Genomic DNA, 25,763 nt, shown 5'->3' on the forward strand with positions numbered 1-25,763 from the left:
CTTCAGGAAAAAGCGCACAACAGGCAGGTCTCCAGCACCAACGTCTCCTGCGCATTGGTTTCCTGCAGAGCCACCAAGTCCTTGAGCGCATCGGTGCGGCGCAACAGAGAGGGCAAATCCTGGCTCCCGCCGAAGCTCTTGGTGAACTCTTTCTGCCGGGGCAAGTCAAAGCGGTCACCCCCGAATTTGGAACGAACGGCATCTCCCATCCAAGCAGTCAACCACTGCACCAAGGCAGTCTTGGCTTCCACCAGTTCTCCCGCCAGCTCGGCTTTCATCGCTTCCTCGCGCTCTTCGAGCCACTTGCCCTCACTCGAATTCTTGTAGTGCGCAACTTCAGCCTTCAGCTCGTCGGCGAAGACCTTCTCGCGCTCCTTTTTCCAAGCGGCCAAAATGTCTTCAAAGACCGCCTTAATCCCCAACGCCCCCCAGACGCTCGGTCCGTGGCTTGCGATCCCTGCCAGGGCACGCTCCAGCTCGTGAGTCCGCTCCGCCAAACGCTCCTCCATTCCCCGTCGATTGGTCAGAGAGATCTCCACGCAGCGGGAAAGAATCGTCGGCAAGAGCCGTGCCGGAGAGGCGGTGAGCAGGAGCAAAAGACAATCCGGCGGAGGCTCTTCCAAAGTTTTCAGGAAGGCGTTCGCCGCCTCTTCTCCCATCCGGTCGGCATCGACCACCACCCCGACCTTCCAGGTTCCCTCCGGAGCGGCAAGGTGAAAGGGTTTTTCGATTTCCCGCATCTGCTCAACCTTGATTCGTCGCGAGCGGGACTTTGGACGCACAATCCGAACAAATTCCCCCTCCAGCTGGTCCAAAGTCTTCTGCTCCTCCACCACCGGTTCTCCCCAGAGATCCGCTCCAGCGTCCGCTGGCTTGTTCAGATGCTGAATCAAGTTTGCCGCCAACTCCGCCTTCCCACTGCCCGCAGGACCACTCAGTATCAAGGCATGCGCCAACCGACCCCGCTCGTGGGCGGATTCCAGGAGTCCTTGCGCGTCCTCTAACTTCATCGGCATGGTCAGAAGATTGGCCAAAGCCGCAGTCGATTCAATTTTTCTTTCAGAATCAAAAGCGATTGCCGGGAGACCCTCCCACTTGCGCTTCAAAACAAAGCCACCCTCATTTCACAAATCCGGATTCTCTGGCGGACTCCCCTCTTGCCAGATCGACCATCAAGGCCGAAGCTCTCGCCACACACATGAGCAAAACGACCAGTAAACCCGAGTCCCAGGTCCCCGTGATGATCGCTGGCACGGGGAGTTACCTTCCGGAAAAAATTCTCACCAACGCTGATCTTGAATCTCTGGTAGACACTTCAGATGAATGGATTACCAGCCGCACCGGCATCAAGGAGCGCCGAATCGCGGCAGAGGGCGAATTCACGTCCCACATGGCGACCAAGGCGGCGGAAAAGGCCCTCGAACAGGCGAAGATCGACCCCTCGGACCTCGACCTCATCATCGTCGCAACAATCACCCCCGACACCTTGACCCCAGCCACCGCCTGCTATGTGCAGCAGAACCTGGGGAGCCGCAAGGCCGTGGCATTTGACATCTCGGCCGCTTGCTCAGGCTTTCTTTACGCCATGAAGATTGCCAAACGACTAATCTCGGACGGCGCTTTCCAGAACGCTCTCATCATCGGGGCTGAGAAACTCTCTTCATTCGTCAACTGGGAAGACCGCAACACCTGTATTCTCTTCGGAGACGGAGCTGGCGCGGCCGTCTTGAGACGCTCGGAAGAAGGAGAAGGAAACATCATTGCCACCGATATTGGCACCGACGGAGCGCAAACCCATCTCCTCAACATCCCCGGAGGAGGCTCAGCCTGCCCCATCACGATCGAAAACGCCGATCAGCGCCTCGCCTCGCTGGCGATGCTGGGCAAGGAAGTCTTCAAACATGCGGTCACCCGTATGAAGCAATCGGCCGAGACCGTGCTGGAACGCGCCAACATTGCACCCGAGGATGTCAAACTGGTCATCCCCCACCAAGCCAATCTCCGCATCATTGGAGCCATCGCCGACCGGCTGACCGTGCCGACAGAGCGCGTCTTCACCAATTTGCAAAAATACGGCAACACCTCGGCCGCCGCCGTTGCCATCGCTTTGGATGAAGCCCATCGTTCGGGACGATTCGAGCGCGGAGACAAAATTGTCCTCGTGGTCTTCGGAGCCGGCCTCACTTGGGCCGCTGCGGCCATTGAGTGGTAAGCACGAGCTCCCAAGCAATCAGAGATTTCAGCGCGGGGACGGCGAGTCCCCGCTTTTTTTGCCCTCGTTTCAGGCCTTGTTAAAACTCGACCGTCTGGCCGAGCACTCCAACTTCCACCTCTCCATCATGAATCTCCCGCAGAGCATCACACAGCGCCTCGGACCGGGAGGGCTCACCATGAATCAGCCAGACCTTCTTCTTGGGCCCGGAGGTTGCCTGAAAATAGTCTAACAACTCCGAGTGATCCGCGTGACCGGAGAAGGAGTCCACAATGTCGATTTTCGCCTTAACGGTGTATTCATCGCCAAAGATTTTCACCTTATCCCAACCCTCACGGAGTTTCCATCCAAGGGTTTGTTCGGCGCAATAACCGACGAAGAAAATTGTGTTGCGGGGATTGCCCACCCCGTTCTTCAAATGATGAAGAATGCGGCCAGCCTCGCACATTCCCGAAGCAGAGATGATGATGCACTGGTCTTCGCGCTCGTTGAGAGCTTTCGACTTTTCTACCGAACGAATGAGAGTGAGCCCTTCGAAGCCAAAGGGGTCCCTCCTTTCGTGAAGGAATTCGTAGACTTCATCGTTGAAGCACTCGGGATGAAGCCGGAAAATCTCGGTGGCATTGGTCGCCAGCGGGCTATCCACGTAGACATCGACGGTGGGAATCTTCTTCTCTTCGAAGAGTTGGTGCAGCACATAGAGAATCTGCTGGGTTCGCTCGACTGCGAAACACGGAATGATCACCTTTCCACCCCGCTTGAGCGCGCGATTGAGAACTTCCGCCACCTTGTCGTCAGCCCCCGTGCCCAGCTCGTGCTCGCGTCCGCCATAAGTGCTTTCCATCAGCATAAAGTCGATGTCCGTGCCCGGCACTGGGTCACGTAAAATGTCGTTATCCCCCCGCCCGACATCGCCGGAAAAGAGGAATCGCTTGGTCTGGCCGTCGGCTTCGTCTTCCACCTCTAACAGCACCTGCGCACTTCCGAGAATGTGTCCCGCATCAATGAAGGTCAGCTTGACCCCGTTCGCGATCAGCATGGGTCGGTTGTAGCCCAAGTTCACGAACTGGCGCAGACATTTCTCGGCATCGATTTCATTGTAAAGAGGCTCCACCAAGGGCTGATTCTGCCGCTTGCGATGCTTGTTGAGCCACTTGGTATCACTGGTCTGAATGCGAGCGGAATCCGGCAACATGATGGCGCACAAATCGCGGGTGGCGAAGGTCGCAAAGATGTTTCCCGCGAAGCCCTTCTTGCACAGATTCGGCAAATTACCCGCGTGGTCAATGTGGGCGTGGGAGAGAACTACGGAATCAATAGTAGCTGGATCAAAGTGGGGAAAACAGCAGTTCACCTCGAAGGCATCCTTCCGCCGCCCCTGATACAAGCCGCAATCCAGCAGAATGCGTTGTCCGTTCACTTCCAACAAGTGCTGGGAACCCGTCGTCGTCCCAGCCGCGCCACAAAACGTCAATTTCATCCCTAACAAGCTACCAGTTCACACCCACCCTCCAAGTGGAAAAGATGTCGCGGACAATCCAATTTCGAAATTGGGCTATTTACACCACGGCATCTTTCGAGAAACGCTGACTTATGCAAAGCCAGCGCCCATTTCACCTCGCCTATTCCATCTCTGATCTGGAAGCGACGAGAAAGTTCTACGGAAAGATTCTCGGTTGCCGGGAAGGCCGGAGCACGGAACAGTGGATCGACTTCGACTTTTGGGGAAACCAACTTTCCCTCCACCTCGGCACCTTTGTGGAGTCCTCCACCGAATCCCAGGTGGCCGGCAAGTCCGTGCCCATGCCCCACTTCGGCGCGGTTCTGGAGTGGCATGAATTCCACGCCTTGGCGAGTCGGCTGAAGGACGCCGGAAGCGAGTTCATCGAAGACCCGCAAATCCGCTTCGCAGACGAACCCGGCGAACAAGCGACTTTCTTTGTCAAAGACCCCTCCGGAAACGCGCTTGAGTTCAAGAGCTTCAAGAATCCGGAGGGTCTGTTCGAAAAGTAGCGTCTACCCTTCCTCCCCTTCACCCAAGGCCGCCCGCGGGTAACGAACTTTCTCCACGATGTCGGCAACCTCTTGCGGAGGTGCGGGGGTGACGCGCGAGACGATGACGGCCACCACCACGTTCAACAACATTCCGAGCGTGCCGATTCCTTCCGGAGAAATACCGAAAAGCCAGTTCTCGGTCGTATTTGCCATCGTCGGGATGCCCAAGCTGTCGATGAGCTGCGGGAATTTAAAGTAGATGATGTAAGAGGCGGTGAAAAGAAGGCCCACCACCATCCCCGCAACTGCTCCTTGCATCGTGGTTCGCTTGGTGAAAATCCCCAGGATAATCGCGGGGAAAAACGAACTAGCCGCTAGACCGAAAGCGAAGGCCACCACCTCGGCCACAAAGCCCGGAGGCTTGATCCCGAAGTAACCCGCGACCACCACCGCAACCGCAGCGCCGCCGCGAGCCCAGATCAACTCCTGCTTCTCGCTCATGTTGGGCGCGAAGGTCGTCTTGACCAAGTCGTGCGCAACCGAAGTGGAAATCACGAGCAAGAGACCCGCCGCTGTCGAGAGCGCGGCCGCCAGCCCACCCGCTGCCACCAGACCGATGACCCAATTGGGAAGCTTTCCGATCTCCGGGTTCGCCAGAACCATGATGTCGCGGTCGATGTAGAGCTCGTTGTCGTTGTCGGTGGGGGTGTTTTTCAACAAGCGCTGCCCCACTGATCCGCGAACCTTTTCACCCTGCTCGTCCTCTTGAAAGGCGGGCAAGGCCTTGGGCGCGTCGGGCATTTTTTCAAAGGCCGGCCCGCGTCCGGTATACTGGATCTTGCCATCTCCATTCTTATCCTCCCAAGCAATCAGACCGGTGTTCTCCCAATTCCCAAACCAGCTCGGCAGGTCCTTGTAGTTGGCGTCCTTCACGGTATTCAACAGGTTGGTGCGCGCAAAGACCGCGACCGCAGGAGCGGCGGTGTAGAGAATGGCGATCAGGAGAAGAGCCCAAAGAGCCGAATTCCGCGCCGCACTGGCCTTTTTCACGGTATAGAAACGCACAATCACGTGGGGCAATCCCGCCGTGCCACACATCAGCGCAGCAGTGATGAAGAAGACGTCCACGGTAGGTTTCACCCCTTCCGTGTAGCGATTGAAACCCAGCTCCTCGCTCAGGCCATCAAGCTTGGACAAAAGACTCACGGTCTCACCGGGCGTCGTGCCGCCAAAGCCCAGCTGAGGAATCGGATTCCCCGCCATCTGAATCGACAGGAAAATGGCTGGCACCATGAAGGCAAAAATGAGCACGCAATACTGCGCCACCTGCGTATAGGTGATGCCTTTCATCCCCCCAAGCACCGCGTAAAACAGCACAATCACCATCCCGATGACCACCCCGGTCTCCACCTCAACTTCCAAGAAGCGGGAGAACACCACCCCCACCCCGCGCATTTGGCCGGCGACGTAGGTGAAGCTAATGAAAATGGCGCAAAAGACCGCCACCAGACGAGCGGTGCGCGAATAATAACGATCGCCGATGAAGTCCGGGACCGTAAACTTGCCAAAGCGCCTGAGATACGGCGCCAGCAAGAGCGCCAGCAGCACGTAGCCGCCCGTCCAGCCCATCAGATAGACCGAACCATCGCGCCCCGCGAACGAGATAATTCCCGCCATCGAGATGAAGGAGGCCGCGCTCATCCAGTCCGCCGCCGTCGCCATTCCATTGGCCAAGGCCGGCACTCCTTTGCCAGCGACATAGAACTCGCTGGTCGAGCCCGCACGGGACCAAATCGCGATCCCGATATAAAGAGCGAAGGTGAGACCAACCAACAAATAGGTCCAAAATTGCACGTCCATTACTGTTCGCCCTTTCCTTCCAAAAGTTGCTTATCGAGACGGTTCATCACCACCACATAAATGGCGATCAAGACGACGAAGACGTAAATGCTCCCTTGCTGGGCGAACCAGAAACCCAGCTTAAAGCCAGTTCCGGGAATCGTAATCTTATCGAGAGCGTCGACCCACAAGATGCCACAGCCATAAGAGGCTAAAAACCAAACCGACAGGAGCCCTGCCAGCCACTTGAGATTGGACCGCCAATAGCGGTCGCGCGCATCTTTTGATACCTTTTTAGCCGAATCACTCATTGCAAACCTAGTCGTAACAAGCCTGCCAACCATCTGGCAACGCCCTTTCACGCCACCTGCCTGGACTCGCCTTTCATGGAAAAGAATTTGCGGTCTTTTGAATAGGGAGGCCTTTATCCTCAAAAGACCTGCCAGAGCATCAGAATCGCCAGCAACCACAGTCCTCCCCCAAATCCGAGATCCAGCCATTTGCCCAGCTTTTCGTAGACCGCCCGCACGTTTCCTTTTTGTAAAATTGCGACCCAGAGCCCCCACAGAAAAAGTCCCTCCAACACAATCGTCGCCCACAGCAGGATTGGCCACCAGGCATCATGCTCTCCTTTCAAAAAGACCGTGGTGATGCCAGCGAAGAAAATCACCACTTTGGGATTCAGGAGATTGCAAAGAAGCCCCTGCACAAACCACGAACCCTTCTCACCTCCCTTCTCAGCCTCACCTAAAGCTCCTGAATTGAGCCGAACGAAAGACCGGAACATTTGCCACCCCAGCCAGAAGAGATAACCCGCCGCCACCACGCCAAGAACCTTCTCCCATGTGCCCCCCTGCCTAAGTAAGGCGGTCACTCCCCCAATTGCCAATGCGGCGTGGAGACACAGCCCGGTCACAATTCCGAGCGTCACCTGCCATCCCGCGCTTCGTCCGCTCTTTAACGAAGTCCGGGTCAGCAGAATCATATCTGGCCCGGGACTGAACTGCCCCAGAGCCATCACTGCGGCGAACATCCCCCAGTCAGCCAGCCAATGCGGAGCCATCTTGCCTTTAACGCAGGTTGGCTGCGCGAACATAGTTCACGACTGCCGCATTCTCACTCGTGGAAAGCCCCGCATTGCCAGACATGCCATCCACCACCGGATGCCAAACTCCCTCGATTTGGCCTTTGGGCAATCTCGCTTCGTGGCACTCCATGCACTTGCGGCTAAAGACCCAGTAACCTTCCCCCATTTCATCAAGGCTAATGCCAGCCTTTGCCGCCAGCTCCGGACGAGGCTGGGGCAGACCACTTTCATCCAGCCCCGTAGGCCCACAACCCACGAGACAAGCAAAGACAGCAAAAAGAACGAAAACCAACGGTTTCATGCCCGTCTTTAGCAAGCCCCAACCCCAAACAACACCTCAATTTGTCTCAACTTGAGACAGCCAAAAAGGACCTGTCGGCACATCGAACGCATTCCGCGCTAGCCACCCGCGGAGAAAGCCCCTAAATCCCTTCGGGTGCACGCGCTCTACGTTGAAAAACGCCCTGAACACAATCAGCCCGCCCGAACTCTCCTCGCCGACTTGCGCGAGACCCTCGACTTGCCGCAAATCAGCGACTTGCGCATTCTCCAGCGCTATTTCGTCGATGGATTGAGCGACGAGCACTTCGCGCAAGCCCGCGAACTCATTTTTTCCGAGCCCTTCACGGAGGTCACCTTCGACGAACTCCCTGCCGCGACCCACCGCTTCGCGATTGAATTTTTGCCCGGTCAATTCGACCAACGCGCCGATTCCGCCGCCCAATGCGTTGCCATTTTGACCGGAGAAGAAGCTCCCCCCCTGACTTCCGCGCAGGTCTATCTCCTGGAGGGTGACCTTTCCGCCGAGCAAATCGAAAGCGTTAAGAGCTACCTCATCAACCCCGTGGACTCCCACGAGGCCAGCCTCGAGATTCCCGCCACCCTCACTCCCCCCACCAAAGAACCCGCCGACGTCGCAATCTTGATCGGCTTCATCGCCAAGTCGGAGGACGAACTGGCCGAGTTGCAGAACGAGCTCGGGCTCGCCATGACCCTGGCGGACCTCGCCCACACCCAGAGTTATTTCCGTGACGAGGAACAGCGTGACCCCTCCCTCACCGAGATCAAGTTGCTCGACACCTACTGGTCCGACCACTGCCGCCACACCACCTTCCTGACCAAGATTGAGGAAGTGACCTTCGGCGAAAACACGGAGACTATTCGTGCTACCTACGAACAGTATCAGAAGACTCGCGAAGCGCTCTACGGAGCCGATACCGAGCGCCCCGAAACCATGATGGACCTCGCCATCATCGCGGCCAAGGAGCTGAAAAAATCCGGCGAGCTCGACAACCTCGAGATCTCGGAGGAGATCAATGCCGCCTCCATCATCGTGGAGATCCCCATCCAGCGCGATGGCGAGAAAGTGCGCGAGGAATACCTCATCCAGTTTAAAAACGAAACCCACAACCACCCCACCGAGATCGAGCCTTTCGGCGGCGCCGCGACCTGTCTGGGCGGCTGCATTCGCGACCCCCTTTCCGGCCGTGCCTACGTCTATCAGGCCATGCGGGTGACCGGAGCGTGGGACCCCCGCACTCCCTTCGGCGAAACGATGGCGAACAAGTTGCCGCAGCGAAAAATCTGTCTCGAAGCCGCCCGTGGTTACTCGTCTTACGGAAACCAAATCGGTCTCGCCACGGGCCAGGTCTCGGAGATTTACCACCCCGGTTATCTCGCCAAGCGTATGGAAATCGGAGCGGTCGTCGCAGCCTGCCCGCGGAGTCAGGTCCAACGCGGTAATCCCGAACCCGGCGACATCATTCTCCTCATCGGTGGTCGCACCGGACGCGATGGCGTGGGCGGTGCAACCGGTTCCTCCAAGGAGCACACCGACACTGCTTTGGAGAATTCGGCGGAAGTCCAAAAAGGCAACGCCCCCACCGAACGCAAGGTGCAGCGCCTCTTCCGAAATCCTGAGCTGTCATACAAAATCAAGCGCTGCAACGACTTCGGCGCCGGCGGAGTCTCGGTGGCCATCGGCGAGCTGGCGGACAGTCTCGATATCGACCTCGATGCCGTGCCGAAGAAATATCAAGGTCTCGACGGCACCGAACTCGCGATCTCGGAGTCCCAAGAACGCATGGCAGTCGTCGTAGATCCCGCAGACGTGGCCTACTTCATCGCCGAATCCGACAAGGAAAACCTCGAGTGCGTCGAGGTGGCCCAAGTCACCGACAGCGGTCGACTCAATATGACCTGGCGAGGTCAGACCATTGTCAGTCTCACCCGCGACTTCATCGAGACCAACGGGGTGCAGGGCTCGGCCAAGATTCACATCAATCCGCCTACCGCCCCTACGCCTGAGACCGACAACACCAGCCTCCTCGACCAACTCGCTTCCCTCAATCTCGCTTCGCAGAAAGGCCTTGGCGAAATGTTCGACTCTTCGATCGGAGCAGGCACGGTGCTTTCACCCTTTGGCGGAAAAAATCAAATCACCCCACCCGACTCGATGGTGGCCAAGGTCCCCGTCCTCGCTGGCGAGACCGACGCCTGCACCCACATGGCCTGGGCCTTTGATCCCAAGCTCAGCAGCGACTCGCCTTTCCACGGCAGCGTCCATGCGGTAGCGGAATCGGTCTGCAAAGTCGTCGCCACCGGTGCCCGCCTGCAGGACACCCGGCTGACTTTCCAAGAATACTTCCCCAAACTCGGCGAAGACCCCGCCCGCTGGGGCTTGCCGTTCTCCGCCTTGTTAGGAGCTTTCCACGCCCAGCATGGCCTGCGTCTGGCGGCGATCGGCGGCAAGGACTCGATGTCGGGCTCCTTCAAGGACCTCGACGTTCCGCCCACTCTGGTCTCCTTCGCCCTCGCGCCCGGATTGGCCTCGCTGGCCCTTTCCCCCGAGTTCAAACAAGCGGGCTCAACCGTCTCCCTGGTCTCCGCGCCAGTCGACGCAGAAGGCCTCCCGCTCTACGCCGATCTCATCGCCTTGGCAGACCAGATTCACGAACAAGTCAAAGCAGGCAAAATCCTTTCTCTCAAATACGTGGGACAGCCCGGCGTGGGTTATGCCGCCGCGCTTTCTTGCCTCGGAAACGGCATTGGATCCACCTTGAACCTCCAGAATCCCCAAGCGCCAGCTCCCTACACCTTCATACTGGAAACCCCTTCCGAGGTCACTCTTCCCGAGAACTTCCGAGCCATCGGATCGACCACTGCAGAGCAGGCTCTCGTCCTCAATAACGAAAGCACTTCCCTCCGCGAGATTGAGCAAGCCTACACCGGCGCACTGGAATCTGTCTATCGCACCACTTCGGGAACCGCGACCAGCGCACAGGCAGCAAGCAAAGAACTGGGCACCGTCTCAATTGAGACCGCAAAAGCCACCGCACCCTCTTCCTCTCACGCCAAGCCAAAGGTCCTCATCCCGGTCTTTCCCGGCACCAACTGCGAATACGACTCCGCGCGAGTCTTCGAGCAGGCTGGAGCCGAATCCGAGATCCTCGTCTTCCGCAACCTCACCCCCGCTGCGGTGGAAGAGTCGCTCGCTGCTTTTGCGGACTCCATCCGCAATTCGCAAATCCTCTTCTTACCCGGGGGCTTCAGCTCAGGTGACGAGCCAGACGGTTCCGCCAAATTCATCGCGACCATCCTGCGCAACCCGCAGATCGCCGATGCCATCGCGGACCTGCATGAGACTCGTCAGGGACTCATTCTCGGGATTTGCAACGGCTTCCAGGCTCTCGTCAAATCCGGTCTCCTCACCCCCTCGGGTTCGGCGACCTTGACCCACAATCCGATCGCGCGACACATCTCCACCTACGTCACCACCCGGGTGGCCAATACCAATTCTCCTTGGCTGGCTAATTGTGCGGTGGGCGACCTGCATACCATCCCCGTCTCCCATGGCGAAGGCCGCTTCCTCGCCGACGAAGCCACCCTCGCCTCACTGGTGAAAAACGGCCAAATCGCGACTCAATATTGCGACGCGGAGGGACAGCCCAGCCTGCTCGAACCCAGCAACCCGAACCAAAGTGCACTCGCCATCGAGGGCATCACCAGCCCTTGCGGCCGCATCTTTGGGAAAATGGGTCACACCGAGCGCCGGGGAGCCAACGTGGCCAAGAACATCCCGGGCAACAAGCACCAGCCCCTCTTCAAGGCCGGGGTGCAATACTTTGCCTAAGCCGGCCTATCCCAGAGCGCCTATCAGATAGCGGAGTTCATTCTGAACTTCGCTTTCGTCTTCGACCGTAGCCATAACGTGGCGCTGCATCAACTCGCCGAATCGCTTGCGGAGGCGGTAAACGGCAACGCCAACCGCATTCTCCTTCATCCCCAATCGTTCGGCCACCCCCTGATATCCGTGTTGCTCTTCGCCGGGCATCAGGAAAGGACGCAACTCTTGAAAGAGCCGACTCTTCCCCCGCACCTCATACTCGTCGCCCAAGGCCTGAACCACGCCATCCAGGACTGCCAGAGCCCAGCGCCGTTCATAGAGTTTCTCAGGCGAGTCCTCGTTCTCATCGGCCAACCGCTCTTCGGCCTGCTCGACATCGATGGACAGAATCTCTTGGCCGCCTCCCCGCTTGTCAGCGGTCGCCTTTTTCCATTCATCCCGCAGATAGCGCTTGAAGCAGGTCAGTAAAAAAGTCCGCATTCGGCCTTTCTCCTCGCGGGCTTTCTCAAGATAGGCGCCATCGATCATCTTTGTGAAAAATCCCTGAGTGCTGTCTTCGGCGTCCTCCCTCGAATTTCCAATCCGGCGCGCAAAGGCATAGAGAGGAAACCAATAGAGCTGGCAAAGTTTCTCCATCGCCATCTGGGCCCGGTCATCACTGCCCCCAGCCTGGACAATGAGAGTCCAAGCGGTAGAGGGAAATTCCCCGCTTTCAATTCGCGTTCCATCCTCGGCCACAGGAAAAAGGTGTGGAAAAATCTGCCGGCTGGCAATGTCCATCGCAGGCAACCCTGCCTCGAGAACGCGGACTGTTCAGTCTTTGCCGAATCGGGCATACTCGCATCGAACCCACAATGCCCCGTCTGCTCCAGCGCCAGCGGCTCTACCGCCGACTCCTCATTGCCGCACTGATTCTAGTGGCACTCATTGCGGCCAATCTCTTCTGGCAGACTGAGAAAAAAAGACTCGCAGAAACCGAGTTGGCCCAGACTCAAGAGACCCTGGACCGAGTGCGACAGGATGCCAATCTGGGCAATCGAGCCCGGGAACAGGCTGAGGATCTCGCGACCTTTATGCTGGAAGATTTGCGCGATCAACTGATTCCGCTCGGCCGCAACGACCTCATCGCCCAATCGGCGGAACGAACCTTGAACTACTTCGACAACCTCCCGCCCGCCCTCGCAACTCCGAACACTCTGGGGGCCAAGGCATCCATCCTGTCCACCCTCGCCAACGTGGACTACGCCAATGGAGACTTTGTGGAAGCAGAACAAAAATGGCAGGAGGTGATCTCTTTGCGAAAGCAGCAAATCGCGAGCGGGCCACCCAGCCTCGACCTCGCGCTTCAACTGGTGAATGACTACAACGAGCGCGCGGTTCCACTGCGGGAAGCCAATGAAGTCAACGCCGCGAGAAAGTCCAATCAGGCAGCTCTTCAATTACTCGAAAACTTGAGCCCAAGCTTGGTCGCGAATGATGTCGAACTCGTCCGCACCTCGCGAGCCTCGACTCTGTTCGGTCTCGGGGAAATCGAGAGGGCGATTGAGAACCAGGAAGGAGCCATCTCCTACTATATCTCTAGTAGAAAAGCCTTCGAAGGCAAAGTCCCGGACGACATTCTCGCCCAGCAAGTCTACATGACCTCTTTCAATAATGAGGGGTGGTGCCAAATGAGCTTGGGTGACGACGAAAGTGCGGGAGAAGCCTATCGCCAGGGGTTGCAACCAGCCCGCCGATTGGTCGAGCTCCAACCGGACAACCGAAACTGGCTCAAGGAGATCGCCACCCTGCTCAACAACCTCGGCACCATTCACGACGAGAGAGGAGAAAACGAGATGGCCCGCCCCTATTACGAAGAGGCTTTGGAAATGCGTTCCAGCCTCGTCACGTGGGACCCCACCAATACTCTCTGGCAATTGGACTACCTCAATTCCCTACGCAATCTCGGCTCCCTCGCCTTCGATGAGGAACGCGACGAGGAAGCCTTCGAACTGATTCGGCAGAGTCTGCGGGGATGGCAGACTCTTCTTTCGCGAGAGCCAGACAACACCGAATGGATGCGCACCCTGCAGGAGGAGACCCGCCACTTTCAGGAGAAATTCCAAAGCGTGGAAAAGAACGATCTCGCCCTCAGGCTGAATCAGGAAACAAGAGAATTCGCGGAGAGCCTCAGTCAAGGCACTGCCGTCAACTCGGCCGCGTGGAACCAGTTTCTTTCCAAACTCTACAACGATATCAGCGCCAACGACGAAACCGATCCTGAAGAGGCCATCAAATCCCGCCTGCGGGCAACCACCTTGCGGGCGAACAATCTGGAGAATGCAAACGAAGATCAGGAGACCCGCTATCAGCTCGCCGCCAGCTATCTGGACATCGCCTTGGACTGCATTCGCGGAGAACGGATGGACGAGGCCCTAGCCTGCTTGCAGCTCTCCCGCTTCATCTTCACCGAACACACTCCCCCACTCCTCTATCGCCGCGAACAGTTGATCGATTTAATACTGCGGGAAGAACAAGCCCTCGCCAATTCCCCCCATCCACCCCTCATTCCAGCCGACGCGATTTGGAACTACTACGACTCTCGTAGTCCGCCTTCGGACGACTGGTTCTCTCCCGATTACAACGACCAGGGCTGGGCCAAGGGAGCTGCCGAGTTGGGTTACGGCGATGCTGACGAAGCCACGGTGATAGACTTCGGCCCAGACTCGGAGCGAAAGAACCTCACCGCTTGGTTTCGCCATGGGTTCACAATGACCGAGAGCCAGCTAGCCTCGGACTTGGGTTCTCTTCGGCTTAGTCTGCTGTGTGACGACGGAGCGATCATTTACCTGAATGGCGTAGAGCTCCTCCGACACCACATGCCAACCGGAAAAATCTCTCCTACCACGCTCGCCAGCTACACTATGAGCGGGATGGATGAAACCATCTATCGCATCTTTATCCTCGATCCAGCCAAGCTCCCCTTGCATGGGGGAACCAACATTCTTGCTGCTGAAGTCCACCAGAATGAGCCGCCCAGCAGCGACCTCTCTTTCGCCTTGGAGCTTCTGCCACGCGCTCCAATCTCCCCACCCATGGAAAACTTCAACCTGCCGCTGGCCAAACGCTTTCTGGGGGACGCGCTCCCTCCGGTGGTCTTATCCTGGGTCGAAGAATACGCGCAATCCGAGCGCCCCTAGTCATCCAGCTTTCTCGCCACCACCAGGCGACCTCTCAACTCATCGGATTCGACCGACTGGGACGGCTCAATGTCTCCATCTCTTCTCCCCCACACAATCCATTCTCCCTCGCTTAACGCAGCGGAACAGAATTCTCCCGCCGCAACACTTGTCGCCACTTCCAACTCTTCTGGGATTTCGACTTGCCCGAAACTGTTGTCGCCCCAAGCCACAACTTTTCCTTCTTGGGTCAAAGCCAAACCATGAGCAGCCCTTGAACCCCGCCCAACGGCGACTGCGACAAAACCTCTCCCGCTAGGCACTTCGGACTGCCCATATTGATTGGAGCCAAAGCCTTGCAACGAACCATCAGATAGAAGCGCCACCCCGAACTCCCGGTCCGCGTCGCTCAAGGCCATCGCCCGAACATGCTCGATCTTGTTTGGATACCCCTCCGGCAACGAGCCATCGGCTTCGACCTGAAAGGCCCAAGTCGCCCCGCCCTCAAGTTCCCCCCTGTTCTCTGCTCCACCCATGAACCAGCCTACCAGACCCAGCAAAGTGACACTCGCAGCCGTCAGCACGCTCGCCTTGATTCTAGAAAAAGGTTTGTGAACCAGCGATTCGAGAGCGTTCCCAAACAACTCAATAGACCTAAACCGGTCCGACGCCTGATCACTCATCGCCTTTAGGATGACCTCATCCACTTTCTCTCCCACCGGCAGCAGTTCGGAAGGAAGCGCGAAGTTCCCGCCCGGAGTCTTTCCAGTGAGCATCTCGTAAAGAACAACCCCAAGGGCGTAAACGTCGGTCCGCGCATCGACTACGCCCCCCTCCGCCATCTGCTCCGGGGCCATGTATCGCGGCGTTCCCATGGTTGCATTTGTCACCGTTAGGCCCGCTTCGCTCTCCCTCCCCAGAATCTTCGCCAAGCCAAAATCAGCCACCTTGAGCTGCCCCCGCGTATCGAGTAACAAGTTTCCAGGCTTGATATCGCGATGGAGAATGCCGCGTTGATGAGAGTGATCCAGCCCGTCACAAACGGGAAGCAAGAGAGACACCGCCTCCTCCAGAGACAGCCTTTTCACCCTCTGCAAGAGCTCGGCCAGACTTCCCGACGGAAGATATTCCATCACGAGAAAGAGCAGTCCATTCTGCTCCCCCCAGGTGCGCACTGTCACCACGCTGGGATGCTTCAACTCAGACATCACCTTGGCCTCGCGACGGAAACGCTCTACGAACTCCGGATTCTTCGCCAGTGATGGGGCGAGCACTTTGACAGCAACTGGCTCGCCCGACTTTCGCTCGGTTGCTTCATAGACCACTCCTGTGCCTCCCCGCCCCAACTCGCCATGAAACTCATAATCCGTGAGATAATCTTCCATCACCTCCCACGCGGGAGCGAGCTCTTCATCCTGCTCCGCGAGCTGCGCAATCGCAGTTCCAAAAAGACAAGAGGGACAAAATCCAGATTCCCCTCGAGTCAACTCTCGCCCGCAACTGCGACACTTCTCCTTCATGTCGTTGCGAGTTCGGGACCTTAAGATTTCGATACCGCCCCGGGCTTTTGCTCAATCGGAACTGGAATCGCTTCGCAGTATTTCTTCCAACCCTTGAAGTTCCACTCATTCGGGAAACCGGCACATTGCCGGGGCTTGACCTCTTGCAAGGTGCAGTCCTCGCCTTTCAACCAAACACAGGAATGGTCGGGATTTTCCATCAGCGAAAGATGCTTCCGGTTTTCGCTCAGATGGGTGTGTTCTTGGATGAAGGCCTCGACCTCCATTCCCAGATACTCCGCAATCTTCTCCGCTTCCCCCTCTTCCAAGATAACGTCACCCGGCCACTTGCAACAGGCCGTGCAGCGTTGGCAGACGTAATAGACGCCCTTGTGAGTCGCGGCAGCCATTGGAAAAAGGCTTAGCGGCGAGCGTAGACCGAACCACCACCACGAATCTCGTTGTAGTAGCGACCGACCTTGGCCAGGTAGGCCTGCCACTTTGCCCCCGGGCGACCATTGGTCATGAGGAAATGCGGGCAATTCTTGTTGGGTGGATTTTTCCCCCAACGCGGCCAGTGATAGTGAGGAACGACGCGGGAAAGAGGGATGTCGTGCTTGACCATGAGGTAAGCGGTCAGCTTGGCGGTGCGCTCCATGGTCGAGGTCCGGCTGCAACCAGGGTGCTCGCACATCTCGATTCCGATGCTGTATTTGTTGCCCGGACCGTCGTGGTCGGCGTGATTTCCTTGCTCCGAGGTGGGCAAGTGCTGGACGGCCTGACGGTCGTCGGTGGTGAAATGCCAGGAGATGCGACCCAGCTTGCTGTTTTTCAAAGCCAGTGCATGACGATTGGAATCCGCTCCGGCAGACCAGTTCTGGGTGCTGTGAATGGTGATATAACGCGGGGACATCGAGCGCCCGGTCCGGCCACGCGCGCTTCGCGAAATGATATCCTGCTTCAAACGAACCTCCGAAAGCAATGAATTCAGGCTGCGGGACCCCGAACGAGAACGCGAAGAAACGTAAGTTCGCGGGCTACTGGAGCTTCCTGCCGCTTGATAAAACGAGCTCGGGCGCTGATTCTGGATCGCGATAACTTCGGGCTCGCCTCCGCCACAACCTGTGAAAGACAGACCGATGAGCGGAGCAGTGAGGAGGAGGAAAAATCTGTTCATCACAAAAAAATAAGTCGGAGAAGGGTTCAGGATATTCAAAATATCTCAAAAGTGAAGTTAGGATTGCGTGTTTATTCGATGCGACGATAGTGGAGTTTCATGCTCGAAGGTGACGAATTCGTCTCCCAAATCCTCGGCTCGCTCCTCGAAAAAACCTCGGCCCACGCGGGTCAATCCTGGGGACCAGTCGAGGAACCCGCGCGTACTTTTGTCTCGGCCAGCCTGGCCCATGCCAAACGTGCGGCCGGTCACCGGCTGTGGATCGAAATCGATAACCCCCGCCAGCGCAATCAGTTGGAGGAAGAGCTCTCCTCCTTCCCCGGCCCCAAGCCCATCGTCATTCCAGCGCCCGAGCTCCAAAACGAGACCAATATCGGTGCCGGGGGCGACTGGCAGCTGGCCCTCCACCAATTGGCCGCCGATACCGTAGGCGCGCCCGTGCTGCTCTCTCCTTCCGCTTGGCAGGCCCACGCTCCCCGCGCCGATTCTTTGCGGGAGGCAGCCCTCGAACTCTATCCCGACCTCACCCTCGAACCCTCCGATCTGGAAAAGCAGTTGACGGAGCAGGACTTCGAAAAGGTGCCCAAGGTCCACGGCCGACTCCAGTTCGCGCGCCGCGGCGGCATTCTCGACCTTTTTCCCGCCAACACCACCCACCCCATCCGGCTGGAGTTCTTTGACGACACCCTGGAGTCGCTGCGCGAGTTCGACATCCACAGCCAGACCACCATCAAGCGGCTGGAGCACGTGCGACTGCAGCTGACCTCGCCCGATGCGGACGAAAGCACTTTGCAAGATTGGGTGGGCAAGGACGACCTGGTGCTGACCTTCGGCGACCGCGATGAGGTCAGCCCTTCCCATCTGGTTCTCACCGACGCGCCCACTGAGAACGAGATCACCTTACCCGCGCTTTCCCTACCCATTGCCTCGCTCGATTCCGGCGACTTTGTGATGCACGACTTCCAGCGCGATGCCGTTTTGCGGCAGATGGACGACTGGTTGGCGGACGGCTGGACCATTCTTCTGACCTCATCGAACAAAGGCGAACATCACCGCTTCCACGAGATTTCCAGCAACAAGTTTGCAAAGGCCAAAGGCGTTCTCACCTGGAATCAATGGTTGCCCCGGGGCTTCATTTTGCCCGAGCAAAAGGCCGCCTTCATCAGTCTTTCGGAACTCTTTGGACGCTTCAACAAACCCGTCCGGCTCTCCGAACTCGACAAGCAACGCGCCCAGACCACGCGCCTGGACGTGGAGGAATTGCGCGAGGAAGAGCTCGTCATCCATGCCGAATACGGACTCGGTCGCTTCGAGGGCATTCAGTATGATGACGAAGGGCGCGAGGAACTGATCTTGCGTTATCGCGACGAAGCCTCGGTCGCGGTTCCCCTCTCCCACGCCCATCTCGTGGCGCGCTACATCGGCACCGGGGGCGCGACTCCCGACCTTTCCAAACTGGGTTCCGAAAAGTGGAAAAAGACCCGAGTGCAAGCGGAAAAGGCCATCCGCGATTACGCCGCGCGCCTGCTGAAAGTGCAGGCCGAACGCGAAACCGTTGCGGGCTACGCGCACCCTCCGGACTCGAAGTGGATGTGGGATTTCGAGAACGCCTTTCCCTATACCGAGACCCCCGACCAGCTCAGTGCCATCTCCGCCACCAAGGCCGACATGGAATCCAAGCAACCCATGGATCGGCTCATCTGCGGCGACGTCGGTTTCGGCAAAACCGAGGTCGCCATTCGCGCCGCCTTCAAGGCCGTTACGGGCGGGAGCCAAGTGGTGATGCTGTGTCCCACCACCGTCCTCGCCGAGCAGCATCATCGCAACTTCTGCGCGCGCATGTCGGAGTTCCCCATCACCATTCACCTCCTCAATCGCTTCCGCACGCCCTCCGAAGTCAGGGAGACTTTGAAGGGGCTGGCCGATGGATCCGTCGATATCGTCATCGGCACCCATCGCCTCCTCTCCCCCGACCTCATCTATCACAACCTCGGTCTCGTGGTGGTCGACGAAGAACAACGCTTTGGAGTCAAACACAAGGAGGCCCTGAAAGAGCGCTTCCGCCAGATCGACGTGCTCACCCTCTCCGCGACCCCGATTCCGCGCACCTTGTATTTTTCCCTCATGGGGGTGCGCGACATGTCGACCATCGACACCGCGCCGCCGAACCGAAATCCCGTCAAAACCGAGATCCATCAATACGACGAACGCCTCATCAAAAAGGCTATCGAGAACGAGCTGGCGCGCGGCGGACAGGTCTTCTTTCTCCACAATCGCGTGGGCACCATCGACTACATGGGCGAACGCATTCAGGAGCTCGTCCCCAAGGCGAAAATCGTAATCGGCCACGGCCAGATGGACAAGGACGAGCTGGAGGTCGTGATGCACAAGTTCGTGTCGGGCGAAGCTGACATCCTGCTCGCCACCACCATCATCGAAAGCGGCATCGACATCCCGAACGCCAACACCATTCTCATCGACCGCGCGGATCGCTTCGGCCTCGCCGATCTCTATCAGCTGCGCGGTCGGGTGGGACGTTCGGACCGGCAAGCCTACGCCTTTCTCTTTCTTCCCCGCGATGCCGTCACCGGTGGCGACTCGCGCAAGCGGCTCAATGCCATCCGCCAATACACCGCCTTGGGCAGCGGGTTCCGCATCGCGATGCGCGACCTCGAGATTCGCGGCGCAGGCTCCCTCCTCGGCACCAAGCAGTCTGGGCACATGGCTGCTATTGGCTTCGACCTCTACTGCCAGCTCCTCCGTCAATCGGTGGAAGAGTTGCAGGGCAAAAAGCACACTCGCCCCGCCGATCTGGTGCTGCGCGCCGACATCATTTCCTTCACCGAAGGCCGCCACGAAAAAGGCCAGCTCCCCGCCTACCTACCGGCCACCTACATCCCCGAGGCGAAGGAGCGCGTGGCCGCCTATCGTGCCCTCGCGACCTTGGGCAATCCGGCCGAACTCAAAGCCCTCGGTGACCAATGGCGCGACCGCTACGGGCGTCTTCCCAAGCCCGCCAAGAACCTTCTGCTCTCCACCCGCCTCCGCCTTGCGGGGGCCGCCATTGGCGCTGACCTGTTAGAAATCAAAAACAGCCGCCTCATCATCCAAAAGAACGGTGGCTATCTCTCCGGCAACACCTTCCCCCGCCTCCACGCCAAGTCCGCCGAGAAGCAGATCGAGGAAGCCATCCGCTTGCTGAACGAGCACTAGCCCTCCCGAAATTCCCCTTCTAGTCGCGCCTCTTTGAAGAAAGAAAGCTCCCCAACAGCACCACCACCTAATCGATTCGACGAGTTCGCACCTTCTGCTTCCGCACCTGCACCCGATTGGCGATAAGAAGAACGAGCCCAATGCTCACGATTAAAAGCTCGGTTCCCAAAGATATAAAGGCAATCTCGCCTCTTTCCACAGTGGATTGCGAAGGCTTCCGGGGATTGACGAGAATGGAGATCGTCTTTCCCTTCTCGAATCGGGCTCGGATCTCGCTGCCTTCCGGCACGGAGCCTTCCCGAAGGATTCGAAAGCGAGTGCCCAGATAGTTCCTCCCCTCGAACTCATAGCGATAGAGAAAAATGGAACTCTTGGGTTCAACCGAAACAAAGGAAACCACCGCAGCCTGCTCCAGCCATTTCGCGGAGGCTGAAAAGACGAAGAGACGATAGAGTATCCCTCCCCCGAAAAAGCCGATGAGCAGCACGGCAATAGCCAAATAGGAGCGACCACTGACGTCGTGGTAGGCGGGTCTTCTCATAAATTGGTGGCTCAAGTGGCGGGAGCAGACCTCCCGTCATCGCCAGACAAGAAAAAACCGGGCCAATCGACCCGGTCTTGAGAGAGATTTTTCCGCAGGAGGGAGAAATTAGCCAATCTGGGTCGAACCCGAAAGAATGGCGCCTTCTTCCATCGCGAGAGACTTGGTTTTGATGTCACCTTTGAGCTCGGACTTGGGCTTCAGCTCACATCGGTCGGACTCGATGGTGCCTTCCACTTTGCCATACATTTTGACTTCGCCAGCCTTGACGTCGCCAGTTATCTGGGCGTTTTCGCCGATGGTCACCTTGCCTTTTTCGGACTCGATTTTGCCATCAACCTTACCGTCGATGATCATATCGTTGGAGAACTTGATAGAACCGTTGATCTCGATTCCCTGGGCGAGGACATTTGTTGCATTGGCCATGTTGAAAAGGTTTAAAGCCTATTCCCCGCCCCTTGGCAAACGCTTTTGCTGGCAGAATCGATGAGGATGGAGACAGCAAACTCAGGAAATGGCACCGCAGAGGAACGAGGATTGACGGGGCCTGGGATTCTGGTGTGGTGCCTTTCCGGAGGCTATTTCTCGAAGCGAAAGACGCTCTCGCAGACTTTATCGGTCGTTTCGACCAGCTCGGCCAGCGGAATGGCTTTCGCCTCCGCGATACGCTGGGCGGTGTGGGCGACGAAGGCGGGCTCGCAGCGCTGCCCCCGATTCGGAACCGGGGCGAGGTAAGGCGAATCAGTCTCGACCATCATGCGGTCCAGCGGCACCGCCCGGGCGGCATCGAGACAGATTTGCGCGTTCTTGAAAGTCGCCACTCCGGTGAAGGACAGCAGCGCCCCCGCCGCCAGCACCCGCTCGGCCAATTCCGTCGGTCCGGGGAAGCAATGGAAGACCGCCTGCACGCTGCTACTATAATCGCCGTAGATCGCGAGCGCATCGTCGAACGAGGCCGTCCCACTGCGATCGCGAGTGTGGATCACGAGGTTGAGTCCCGACTCCTTGGCCAATTCAAAGTGCCGCCGCAAGAAATCGCGCTGGCGGGCATGGTAGTCCTCCTCGGTCCAGCCCTCGGGAGCCGGATGATAGTAATCGAGCCCGGTCTCCCCTATGGCAGCCACGCGGGGATTGCACAGATGCGGCCGCACCACTTCTTCGAAGTCATCACGGGTCAGATGCACGTCACAGGGATGAATCCCCACGCAGGCAAAGACCTCGGGATAGGTCTCGGCGATGGCAACGTTGCGCGGAATGTCCTCCTCGTCGGTCGCTAGGGTCACCATGCGATAGACACCCGCTTCTTTCGCCCGGGCGATGAGCTCCGGAATCTCGCTGGCAGGGAATTTGTGGGAAGCCAGATGGCAGTGGGAATCGGTCATGGAAAAATCGTGTTGCGGGAAGCCTTTCCATCCCGGCGAGAGAGGCAAATGCTTTCTCCGGAAAAGTCGCGTCCTACTGGCGAACGATGCGCCGAAAGGTCAGATTGACCCGGGGAGTGGTCACCTTTTTCGTCTTGGGCATCTGATGTTGCCAGTGGGCTTGCGTCGTCCCCTGCATGACCAGAAGACTCCCGTGCTCGAGAACAACCGACACCTTATCGCGGCTTTCCTGATGGCGAAAGTCAAAGCGACGTTCCGCCCCCAGACTGACCGAGGCGATACTGGGCTGCGGCCCCAACTCCTTCTCATTATCCCGGTGCCAGCCCATGCCCTGATTGCCATCCTGATAGAGATTGAGCAGGCAGGAGTTGTAATTCGCTCCCGCAGCCTCTTCGACCCGCTCCTTGAGCTGCAGCAAGGGCGCAGACCACTCCAACGCGGTGTGGGTGTGGCCGGAATAAGTGTAGTCAAAGTCCTGGTCGCCATACCACGCAACCTGCCGGGCGGTGACGATGCGTTTGCCAAACATCACCGTTTCGTCATGCCGCCAAGGAACTTCGTTCAACAGCGTCTGCAGCAGGCCGTCGGCCTCTTCCCCGCTCACAATCTTTCCATAGTAAATAGCCTCACCGTCCTGCGGCAAAACCTGATAAGGCGGACGAGGTCCGGGAGGGTCAAAGCCGAGTTGAAACTGTTCTGCCATTCGGCTCTACGGGTCGCGCCGCTATCTTTTCTTCGCAAGGTGAATCTTGCCCTTGCCTTGGAAGGGCTCGGGATCGACATCGAACCAAGAGCTCTTTTCGATCCGGTCCTTGTTATAGGGCGGCGCAAAGATATCGACCAACTGGGTCAGCTCCTTGGCCTTCAGACTATGAATATTCCGCGCCTGGGAAGTCAGGGTCGAGACCTTCCCTTTCGCCAAAAGGTCATGACCCGTCTCTTCCAAAAGAACGCTCTCCTCCTCCGCCTTCTCGCCTAACAAGTCGTAGTTCCAAACTTCGATCTCGCCCGAGGCACATAGGATGACTCCCGTCATCTCGGGGTGATTGTGATGGCTGATCGCTTCATCTTTCTCGAACTGCAAGAGGGTGACATGAAAGTCCCGCTGCTTTTCCAAGGGCTCAAAGTCCACCCGCCCATTCCCCAATCCACGTTGAGCCTTCTTGAAAGCATCTTCTAACAGCGGGTCACGCAGATTCAGTCGCGCCGCCATTTTTCTGGCCGCCTCCACATAGGCCGCTTCGCTCCAGCTATCGAGGTGCTGCTTGGCCGCTTCTTTCTCGATCCCTTCCAGGAAAGCGTCCCAATTGATAGCTCCGTCCGAAGGCAAGCGCCCGTTGCAAGCGTTGGCCCGCGTCGCGAACGCCGTTAGCTGCGGCAAAGCCATTCCCAAACCCAAGAAGCCCGGCAAAGAAGTGCGGATAAAGTGCCGGCGGTCGTAATCGTCCATTGTGCCGAGAAGATATCGTGTCCGATTTTCAAAGTCAAACGGCCAAAAAGCGGCCCTCTTGCGGGCTTTTCTTCACCAGAAACCCATATTTTCCTCGCCCAAACAGTCTATGCATCCGAAAGATTTTTCTCTTTCCAAAAAAATCTAACAGAATAAAGAGGGAATGTTCACCATGAAAAAGAGTTATTCCCCCTTTATCTTTTTAGCCGCCTGTGGGCTCACCTCCCTCAACGCTCAGACTTCGACCTTCTACTTCACGGCGGAAGTCGATTCCTACACCAGCTTCTCTGAACAATGGGATGAGTATCCCACCAGTTTTGTCACCACTCCACGAGGTAGCGCGGAAAACGTTAGCGGCTCTATCAGAATTGATTACGCAACCCCCGACTATGCGCCCTTCGATCCTTCGCAGGGTCGCTATGTCAGTGGGCTCTATCGCACCCCGGCCTACACCGAGCCGGGCAATCCCGAGACAAATCTAACCGACTTCGCCTTCTCTCTTCATAACGACAGCGGCGATGTCTTCTCCGACGCCTTCGCCCCCAAAGCAACGCTTACGGAATCGAACGAAATTGTTTTCTATAGCCCCAGCGCGATTGTTTACGACAACACCAAGGAAACCCTGAACATTGCGGGATTCGACATCCCGGTAGGCAGCGATGTCATCCACCTGACCTCTTGGCAGCAAATTTCAAGCACCCGGGGGTATCTCAACCGCGAAATCCACCTTCTTCTTGTCGATCAAGGTGGCAACGCTCTCAGCGACGACCTCCTGCCAGAAACATTCAACTTGGAGGACTTTGACGCCGCCAATTTAGTTTACGAAGACAAGGGGCACACCGGCGCGGGCACCTTCGCCTACTACAATGAGGAAAGGAGTCTCACTGCCACTCTGACCCAGTTCTCGACGATTCCCGAGCCCTCATCCGCGCTCCTGCTTGCACTCACCCTGCCCGCTCTTCTGATCCGCCGTCGATAGCGAAGAGTAGCAAAACGAGTGGCGATCTTCCCTGAAGATCTTGGGGGTGTGATGGGAGATCGCTTCTTCTTTCTCGAGTTGCAGGAGAGTGACGTGAAAGTCCCGCTGCCTTTCCAAGTGCTCAAAGTCAACCCGACCATTCCCCAGTCCGCGCTGAGCTTTCTTGAAAGCCTCTTCTAACAGCGGGTTGCGCAGATTCAGTCGCGCCGACATCTTGCTGGCAGCCTCGATATAGGGCGTTTTGCTCCAACTATCGAGGTGCTGCTTGGCTGCTTCTTTCTCAATCCCTTCCAGGAAAGCGTCTCAATTGATAGCTCCGTCCGCAGGCAACCGCCCGTTGCAAGCATTGGCGCGCGTCACGAACGCCGTCAGCTGCGGCAAAGCCATCCCCAAACCCAAGAAGCCCGGCAAGAAAGTGCGGATAAAGTGCCGGCGGTCGTAATCGTCCATGGCTTCCAAACTACCGCTCGTCGCAGTCCACGTTGATCGTAGGAACTTTGACAAAAGCGACATCGCCCCGAAGAACACCGCTTCAAGCTCCTTTTCGGACAAACTCACGGAGCGCCGGTCTTCAGCCGGCCCCACCAAATCGTCATTCTAAAACGTCAACACCAAGGAAGGGTCCGAGGCTCGCAGCGCAAGGCAATGCCATTCGGTCCAACCCACTCAAAAAACGAGCATCAGAGCGTCCTCATTTGGCCCTTTTCTCAACAACATCACCGTATCAACTGCTATTTGAAAGTTAGTTTGAACTTCTCCACTGCCACTGGGACCGTCCAACGACGAGCTCTTTGCATCCCATGAAAAAGTCAGCTCCACCCTCCGGGTTGCATCAGGAAGTGAAATGACTGACCCCTTCGCTCGATAATCTTTCTTTGCCCAATCGAAGTAGGAGTAATCGGACTCTGAATCGTCAAAACTGAAATAACTGGGCTCGACACGAATATTTCTATCCAGAAAAGGCTGCATCAGGCTAGCAACGACTTCCTTTTCAATGACCAGGGCGATCAAGCTAGGGATCCTACCGCAGATAGAAGGCAAAAAGTCTGGTACACCGCATCAAGGGGCCTCAAGTTATTGAATGCCTCGAAACCCAGATAAAATC

The 25,763-nt window shown here is 57.5% G+C and carries 24 protein-coding genes; 7 read left to right on the forward strand and 17 right to left on the reverse strand.

Translation table 11 applies throughout. The features are described 5' to 3' along the window. Positions 1-2 precede the first annotated feature (2 nt). Positions 3-1,010, reverse strand: a complete 1,008-nt coding sequence (locus tag IE099_RS19255; RefSeq protein WP_189573944.1) for a hypothetical protein — start codon at positions 1,008-1,010, stop codon at positions 3-5. A gap of 188 nt (positions 1,011-1,198) precedes the next feature. Between IE099_RS19255 and IE099_RS19260 the strand changes: the two genes are divergently transcribed. After that, positions 1,199-2,212, forward strand: a complete 1,014-nt coding sequence (locus tag IE099_RS19260) for a beta-ketoacyl-ACP synthase III (RefSeq protein WP_229809602.1) — start codon at positions 1,199-1,201, stop codon at positions 2,210-2,212. Between the two features lie 79 nt (positions 2,213-2,291). Here IE099_RS19260 and IE099_RS19265 read toward each other — a convergent pair whose 3' ends face one another. After that, positions 2,292-3,692, reverse strand: coding sequence for an MBL fold metallo-hydrolase RNA specificity domain-containing protein (locus tag IE099_RS19265; RefSeq protein ID WP_189573947.1), 1,401 nt, complete (start codon positions 3,690-3,692; stop codon positions 2,292-2,294). A gap of 113 nt (positions 3,693-3,805) precedes the next feature. On the opposite strand from IE099_RS19265, the gene IE099_RS19270 reads away from it, so the two are divergent. Further along, complete coding sequence (locus IE099_RS19270; RefSeq protein WP_189573950.1) at positions 3,806-4,225, forward strand: VOC family protein; 420 nt, start codon at positions 3,806-3,808, stop codon at positions 4,223-4,225. A 3-nt stretch (positions 4,226-4,228) separates the two neighbouring features. On the opposite strand, the gene IE099_RS19275 is transcribed toward IE099_RS19270, so the two are convergent. The 4 genes from IE099_RS19275 to IE099_RS19290 all read right to left on the reverse strand — a co-directional run bounded on the left by IE099_RS19275 (position 4,229) and on the right by IE099_RS19290 (position 7,434). Next, on the reverse strand, positions 4,229-6,067 hold the full coding sequence (locus IE099_RS19275; RefSeq protein ID WP_189573953.1) for a sodium:solute symporter family protein: 1,839 nt from the start codon (positions 6,065-6,067) through the stop codon (positions 4,229-4,231). Then, the gene (locus IE099_RS19280) at positions 6,067-6,357 is read right to left on the reverse strand and encodes a DUF4212 domain-containing protein (RefSeq protein WP_189573956.1); all 291 of its coding nucleotides are present in this window, start codon (positions 6,355-6,357) and stop codon (positions 6,067-6,069) included. The genes IE099_RS19275 and IE099_RS19280 overlap by 1 nt, the downstream gene beginning before the upstream one ends. A gap of 119 nt (positions 6,358-6,476) precedes the next feature. Further along, positions 6,477-7,109: a LysE family translocator gene (locus tag IE099_RS19285; RefSeq protein WP_189573959.1), complete on the reverse strand. Its 633-nt coding sequence runs from the start codon at positions 7,107-7,109 to the stop codon at positions 6,477-6,479. A 7-nt stretch (positions 7,110-7,116) separates the two neighbouring features. Further along, on the reverse strand, positions 7,117-7,434 hold the full coding sequence (locus IE099_RS19290) for a hypothetical protein (protein ID WP_189573962.1): 318 nt from the start codon (positions 7,432-7,434) through the stop codon (positions 7,117-7,119). 135 nt (positions 7,435-7,569) lie between these two features. On the opposite strand from IE099_RS19290, the gene IE099_RS19295 reads away from it, so the two are divergent. Next, a complete protein-coding gene (locus IE099_RS19295; RefSeq protein ID WP_189573965.1) occupies positions 7,570-11,265 on the forward strand; it encodes a phosphoribosylformylglycinamidine synthase in 3,696 nt (1,231 codons plus the stop codon). A gap of 6 nt (positions 11,266-11,271) precedes the next feature. On the opposite strand, the gene IE099_RS19300 is transcribed toward IE099_RS19295, so the two are convergent. Next, positions 11,272-12,039: an RNA polymerase sigma factor gene (locus IE099_RS19300; protein WP_189573968.1), complete on the reverse strand. Its 768-nt coding sequence runs from the start codon at positions 12,037-12,039 to the stop codon at positions 11,272-11,274. Positions 12,040-12,113: 74 nt separating this feature from the next. On the opposite strand from IE099_RS19300, the gene IE099_RS19305 reads away from it, so the two are divergent. Next, entirely contained in the window at positions 12,114-14,438 is a 2,325-nt protein-coding gene (locus IE099_RS19305; protein WP_189573970.1) for a tetratricopeptide repeat protein, read from the forward strand. Here the strand turns inward: IE099_RS19305 and IE099_RS19310 are convergent. The 3 genes from IE099_RS19310 to IE099_RS19320 are packed head-to-tail and all read right to left on the reverse strand — an operon-like array spanning position 14,435 to position 17,093. After that, entirely contained in the window at positions 14,435-15,937 is a 1,503-nt protein-coding gene (locus IE099_RS19310) for a protein kinase domain-containing protein (protein ID WP_189573973.1), read from the reverse strand. The two genes, IE099_RS19305 and IE099_RS19310, sit on opposite strands and share 4 nt — an antisense overlap. Before the next feature lie 20 nt (positions 15,938-15,957). Next, positions 15,958-16,326 (reverse strand): YkgJ family cysteine cluster protein, encoded by a 369-nt coding sequence (locus IE099_RS19315; protein WP_189573976.1) that lies wholly within the window; start codon positions 16,324-16,326, stop codon positions 15,958-15,960. 11 nt (positions 16,327-16,337) lie between these two features. Continuing rightward, a complete protein-coding gene (locus IE099_RS19320) occupies positions 16,338-17,093 on the reverse strand; it encodes a peptidoglycan recognition protein family protein (protein WP_189573979.1) in 756 nt (251 codons plus the stop codon). Positions 17,094-17,192: 99 nt separating this feature from the next. Here IE099_RS19320 and mfd point away from each other — a divergent pair, with 99 nt between their 5' ends. Continuing rightward, positions 17,193-20,306, forward strand: coding sequence for a transcription-repair coupling factor (mfd, locus tag IE099_RS19325; RefSeq protein WP_189573982.1), 3,114 nt, complete (start codon positions 17,193-17,195; stop codon positions 20,304-20,306). Between the two features lie 67 nt (positions 20,307-20,373). Here mfd and IE099_RS19330 read toward each other — a convergent pair whose 3' ends face one another. From IE099_RS19330 to IE099_RS19350, 5 genes are all read right to left on the reverse strand, one after another. Next, positions 20,374-20,847 carry a DUF3592 domain-containing protein gene (locus IE099_RS19330; RefSeq protein ID WP_189573985.1) on the reverse strand — a complete coding sequence of 158 codons (474 nt, stop codon included), beginning with the start codon at positions 20,845-20,847 and terminating at the stop codon, positions 20,374-20,376. A 108-nt stretch (positions 20,848-20,955) separates the two neighbouring features. After that, a complete protein-coding gene (locus IE099_RS19335) occupies positions 20,956-21,273 on the reverse strand; it encodes a bactofilin family protein (RefSeq protein ID WP_189573988.1) in 318 nt (105 codons plus the stop codon). Positions 21,274-21,425: 152 nt separating this feature from the next. Further along, positions 21,426-22,229: a TatD family hydrolase gene (locus IE099_RS19340; protein WP_189573991.1), complete on the reverse strand. Its 804-nt coding sequence runs from the start codon at positions 22,227-22,229 to the stop codon at positions 21,426-21,428. A 73-nt stretch (positions 22,230-22,302) separates the two neighbouring features. Beyond that, the gene (locus IE099_RS19345) at positions 22,303-22,932 is read right to left on the reverse strand and encodes an alpha-ketoglutarate-dependent dioxygenase AlkB family protein (RefSeq protein WP_189573994.1); all 630 of its coding nucleotides are present in this window, start codon (positions 22,930-22,932) and stop codon (positions 22,303-22,305) included. 21 nt (positions 22,933-22,953) lie between these two features. Continuing rightward, entirely contained in the window at positions 22,954-23,679 is a 726-nt protein-coding gene (locus IE099_RS19350) for a cupin domain-containing protein (RefSeq protein ID WP_189573996.1), read from the reverse strand. Between the two features lie 172 nt (positions 23,680-23,851). Between IE099_RS19350 and IE099_RS19355 the strand changes: the two genes are divergently transcribed. Both IE099_RS19355 and IE099_RS20715 read left to right on the forward strand, forming a co-directional pair. Next, positions 23,852-24,658: a hypothetical protein gene (locus tag IE099_RS19355; protein WP_189573998.1), complete on the forward strand. Its 807-nt coding sequence runs from the start codon at positions 23,852-23,854 to the stop codon at positions 24,656-24,658. A gap of 18 nt (positions 24,659-24,676) precedes the next feature. After that, positions 24,677-24,838 (forward strand): hypothetical protein, encoded by a 162-nt coding sequence (locus IE099_RS20715; protein WP_194598407.1) that lies wholly within the window; start codon positions 24,677-24,679, stop codon positions 24,836-24,838. A 123-nt stretch (positions 24,839-24,961) separates the two neighbouring features. Here IE099_RS20715 and IE099_RS19360 read toward each other — a convergent pair whose 3' ends face one another. Both IE099_RS19360 and IE099_RS19365 read right to left on the reverse strand, forming a co-directional pair. After that, the gene (locus IE099_RS19360) at positions 24,962-25,108 is read right to left on the reverse strand and encodes a hypothetical protein (protein WP_189574000.1); all 147 of its coding nucleotides are present in this window, start codon (positions 25,106-25,108) and stop codon (positions 24,962-24,964) included. Positions 25,109-25,324: 216 nt separating this feature from the next. Next, the gene (locus IE099_RS19365) at positions 25,325-25,669 is read right to left on the reverse strand and encodes a hypothetical protein (protein ID WP_189574002.1); all 345 of its coding nucleotides are present in this window, start codon (positions 25,667-25,669) and stop codon (positions 25,325-25,327) included. Positions 25,670-25,763 lie beyond the last annotated feature (94 nt).

This window comes from Roseibacillus persicicus, assembly GCF_014651675.1.
GTDB lineage: Bacteria > Verrucomicrobiota > Verrucomicrobiia > Verrucomicrobiales > Akkermansiaceae > Roseibacillus > Roseibacillus persicicus.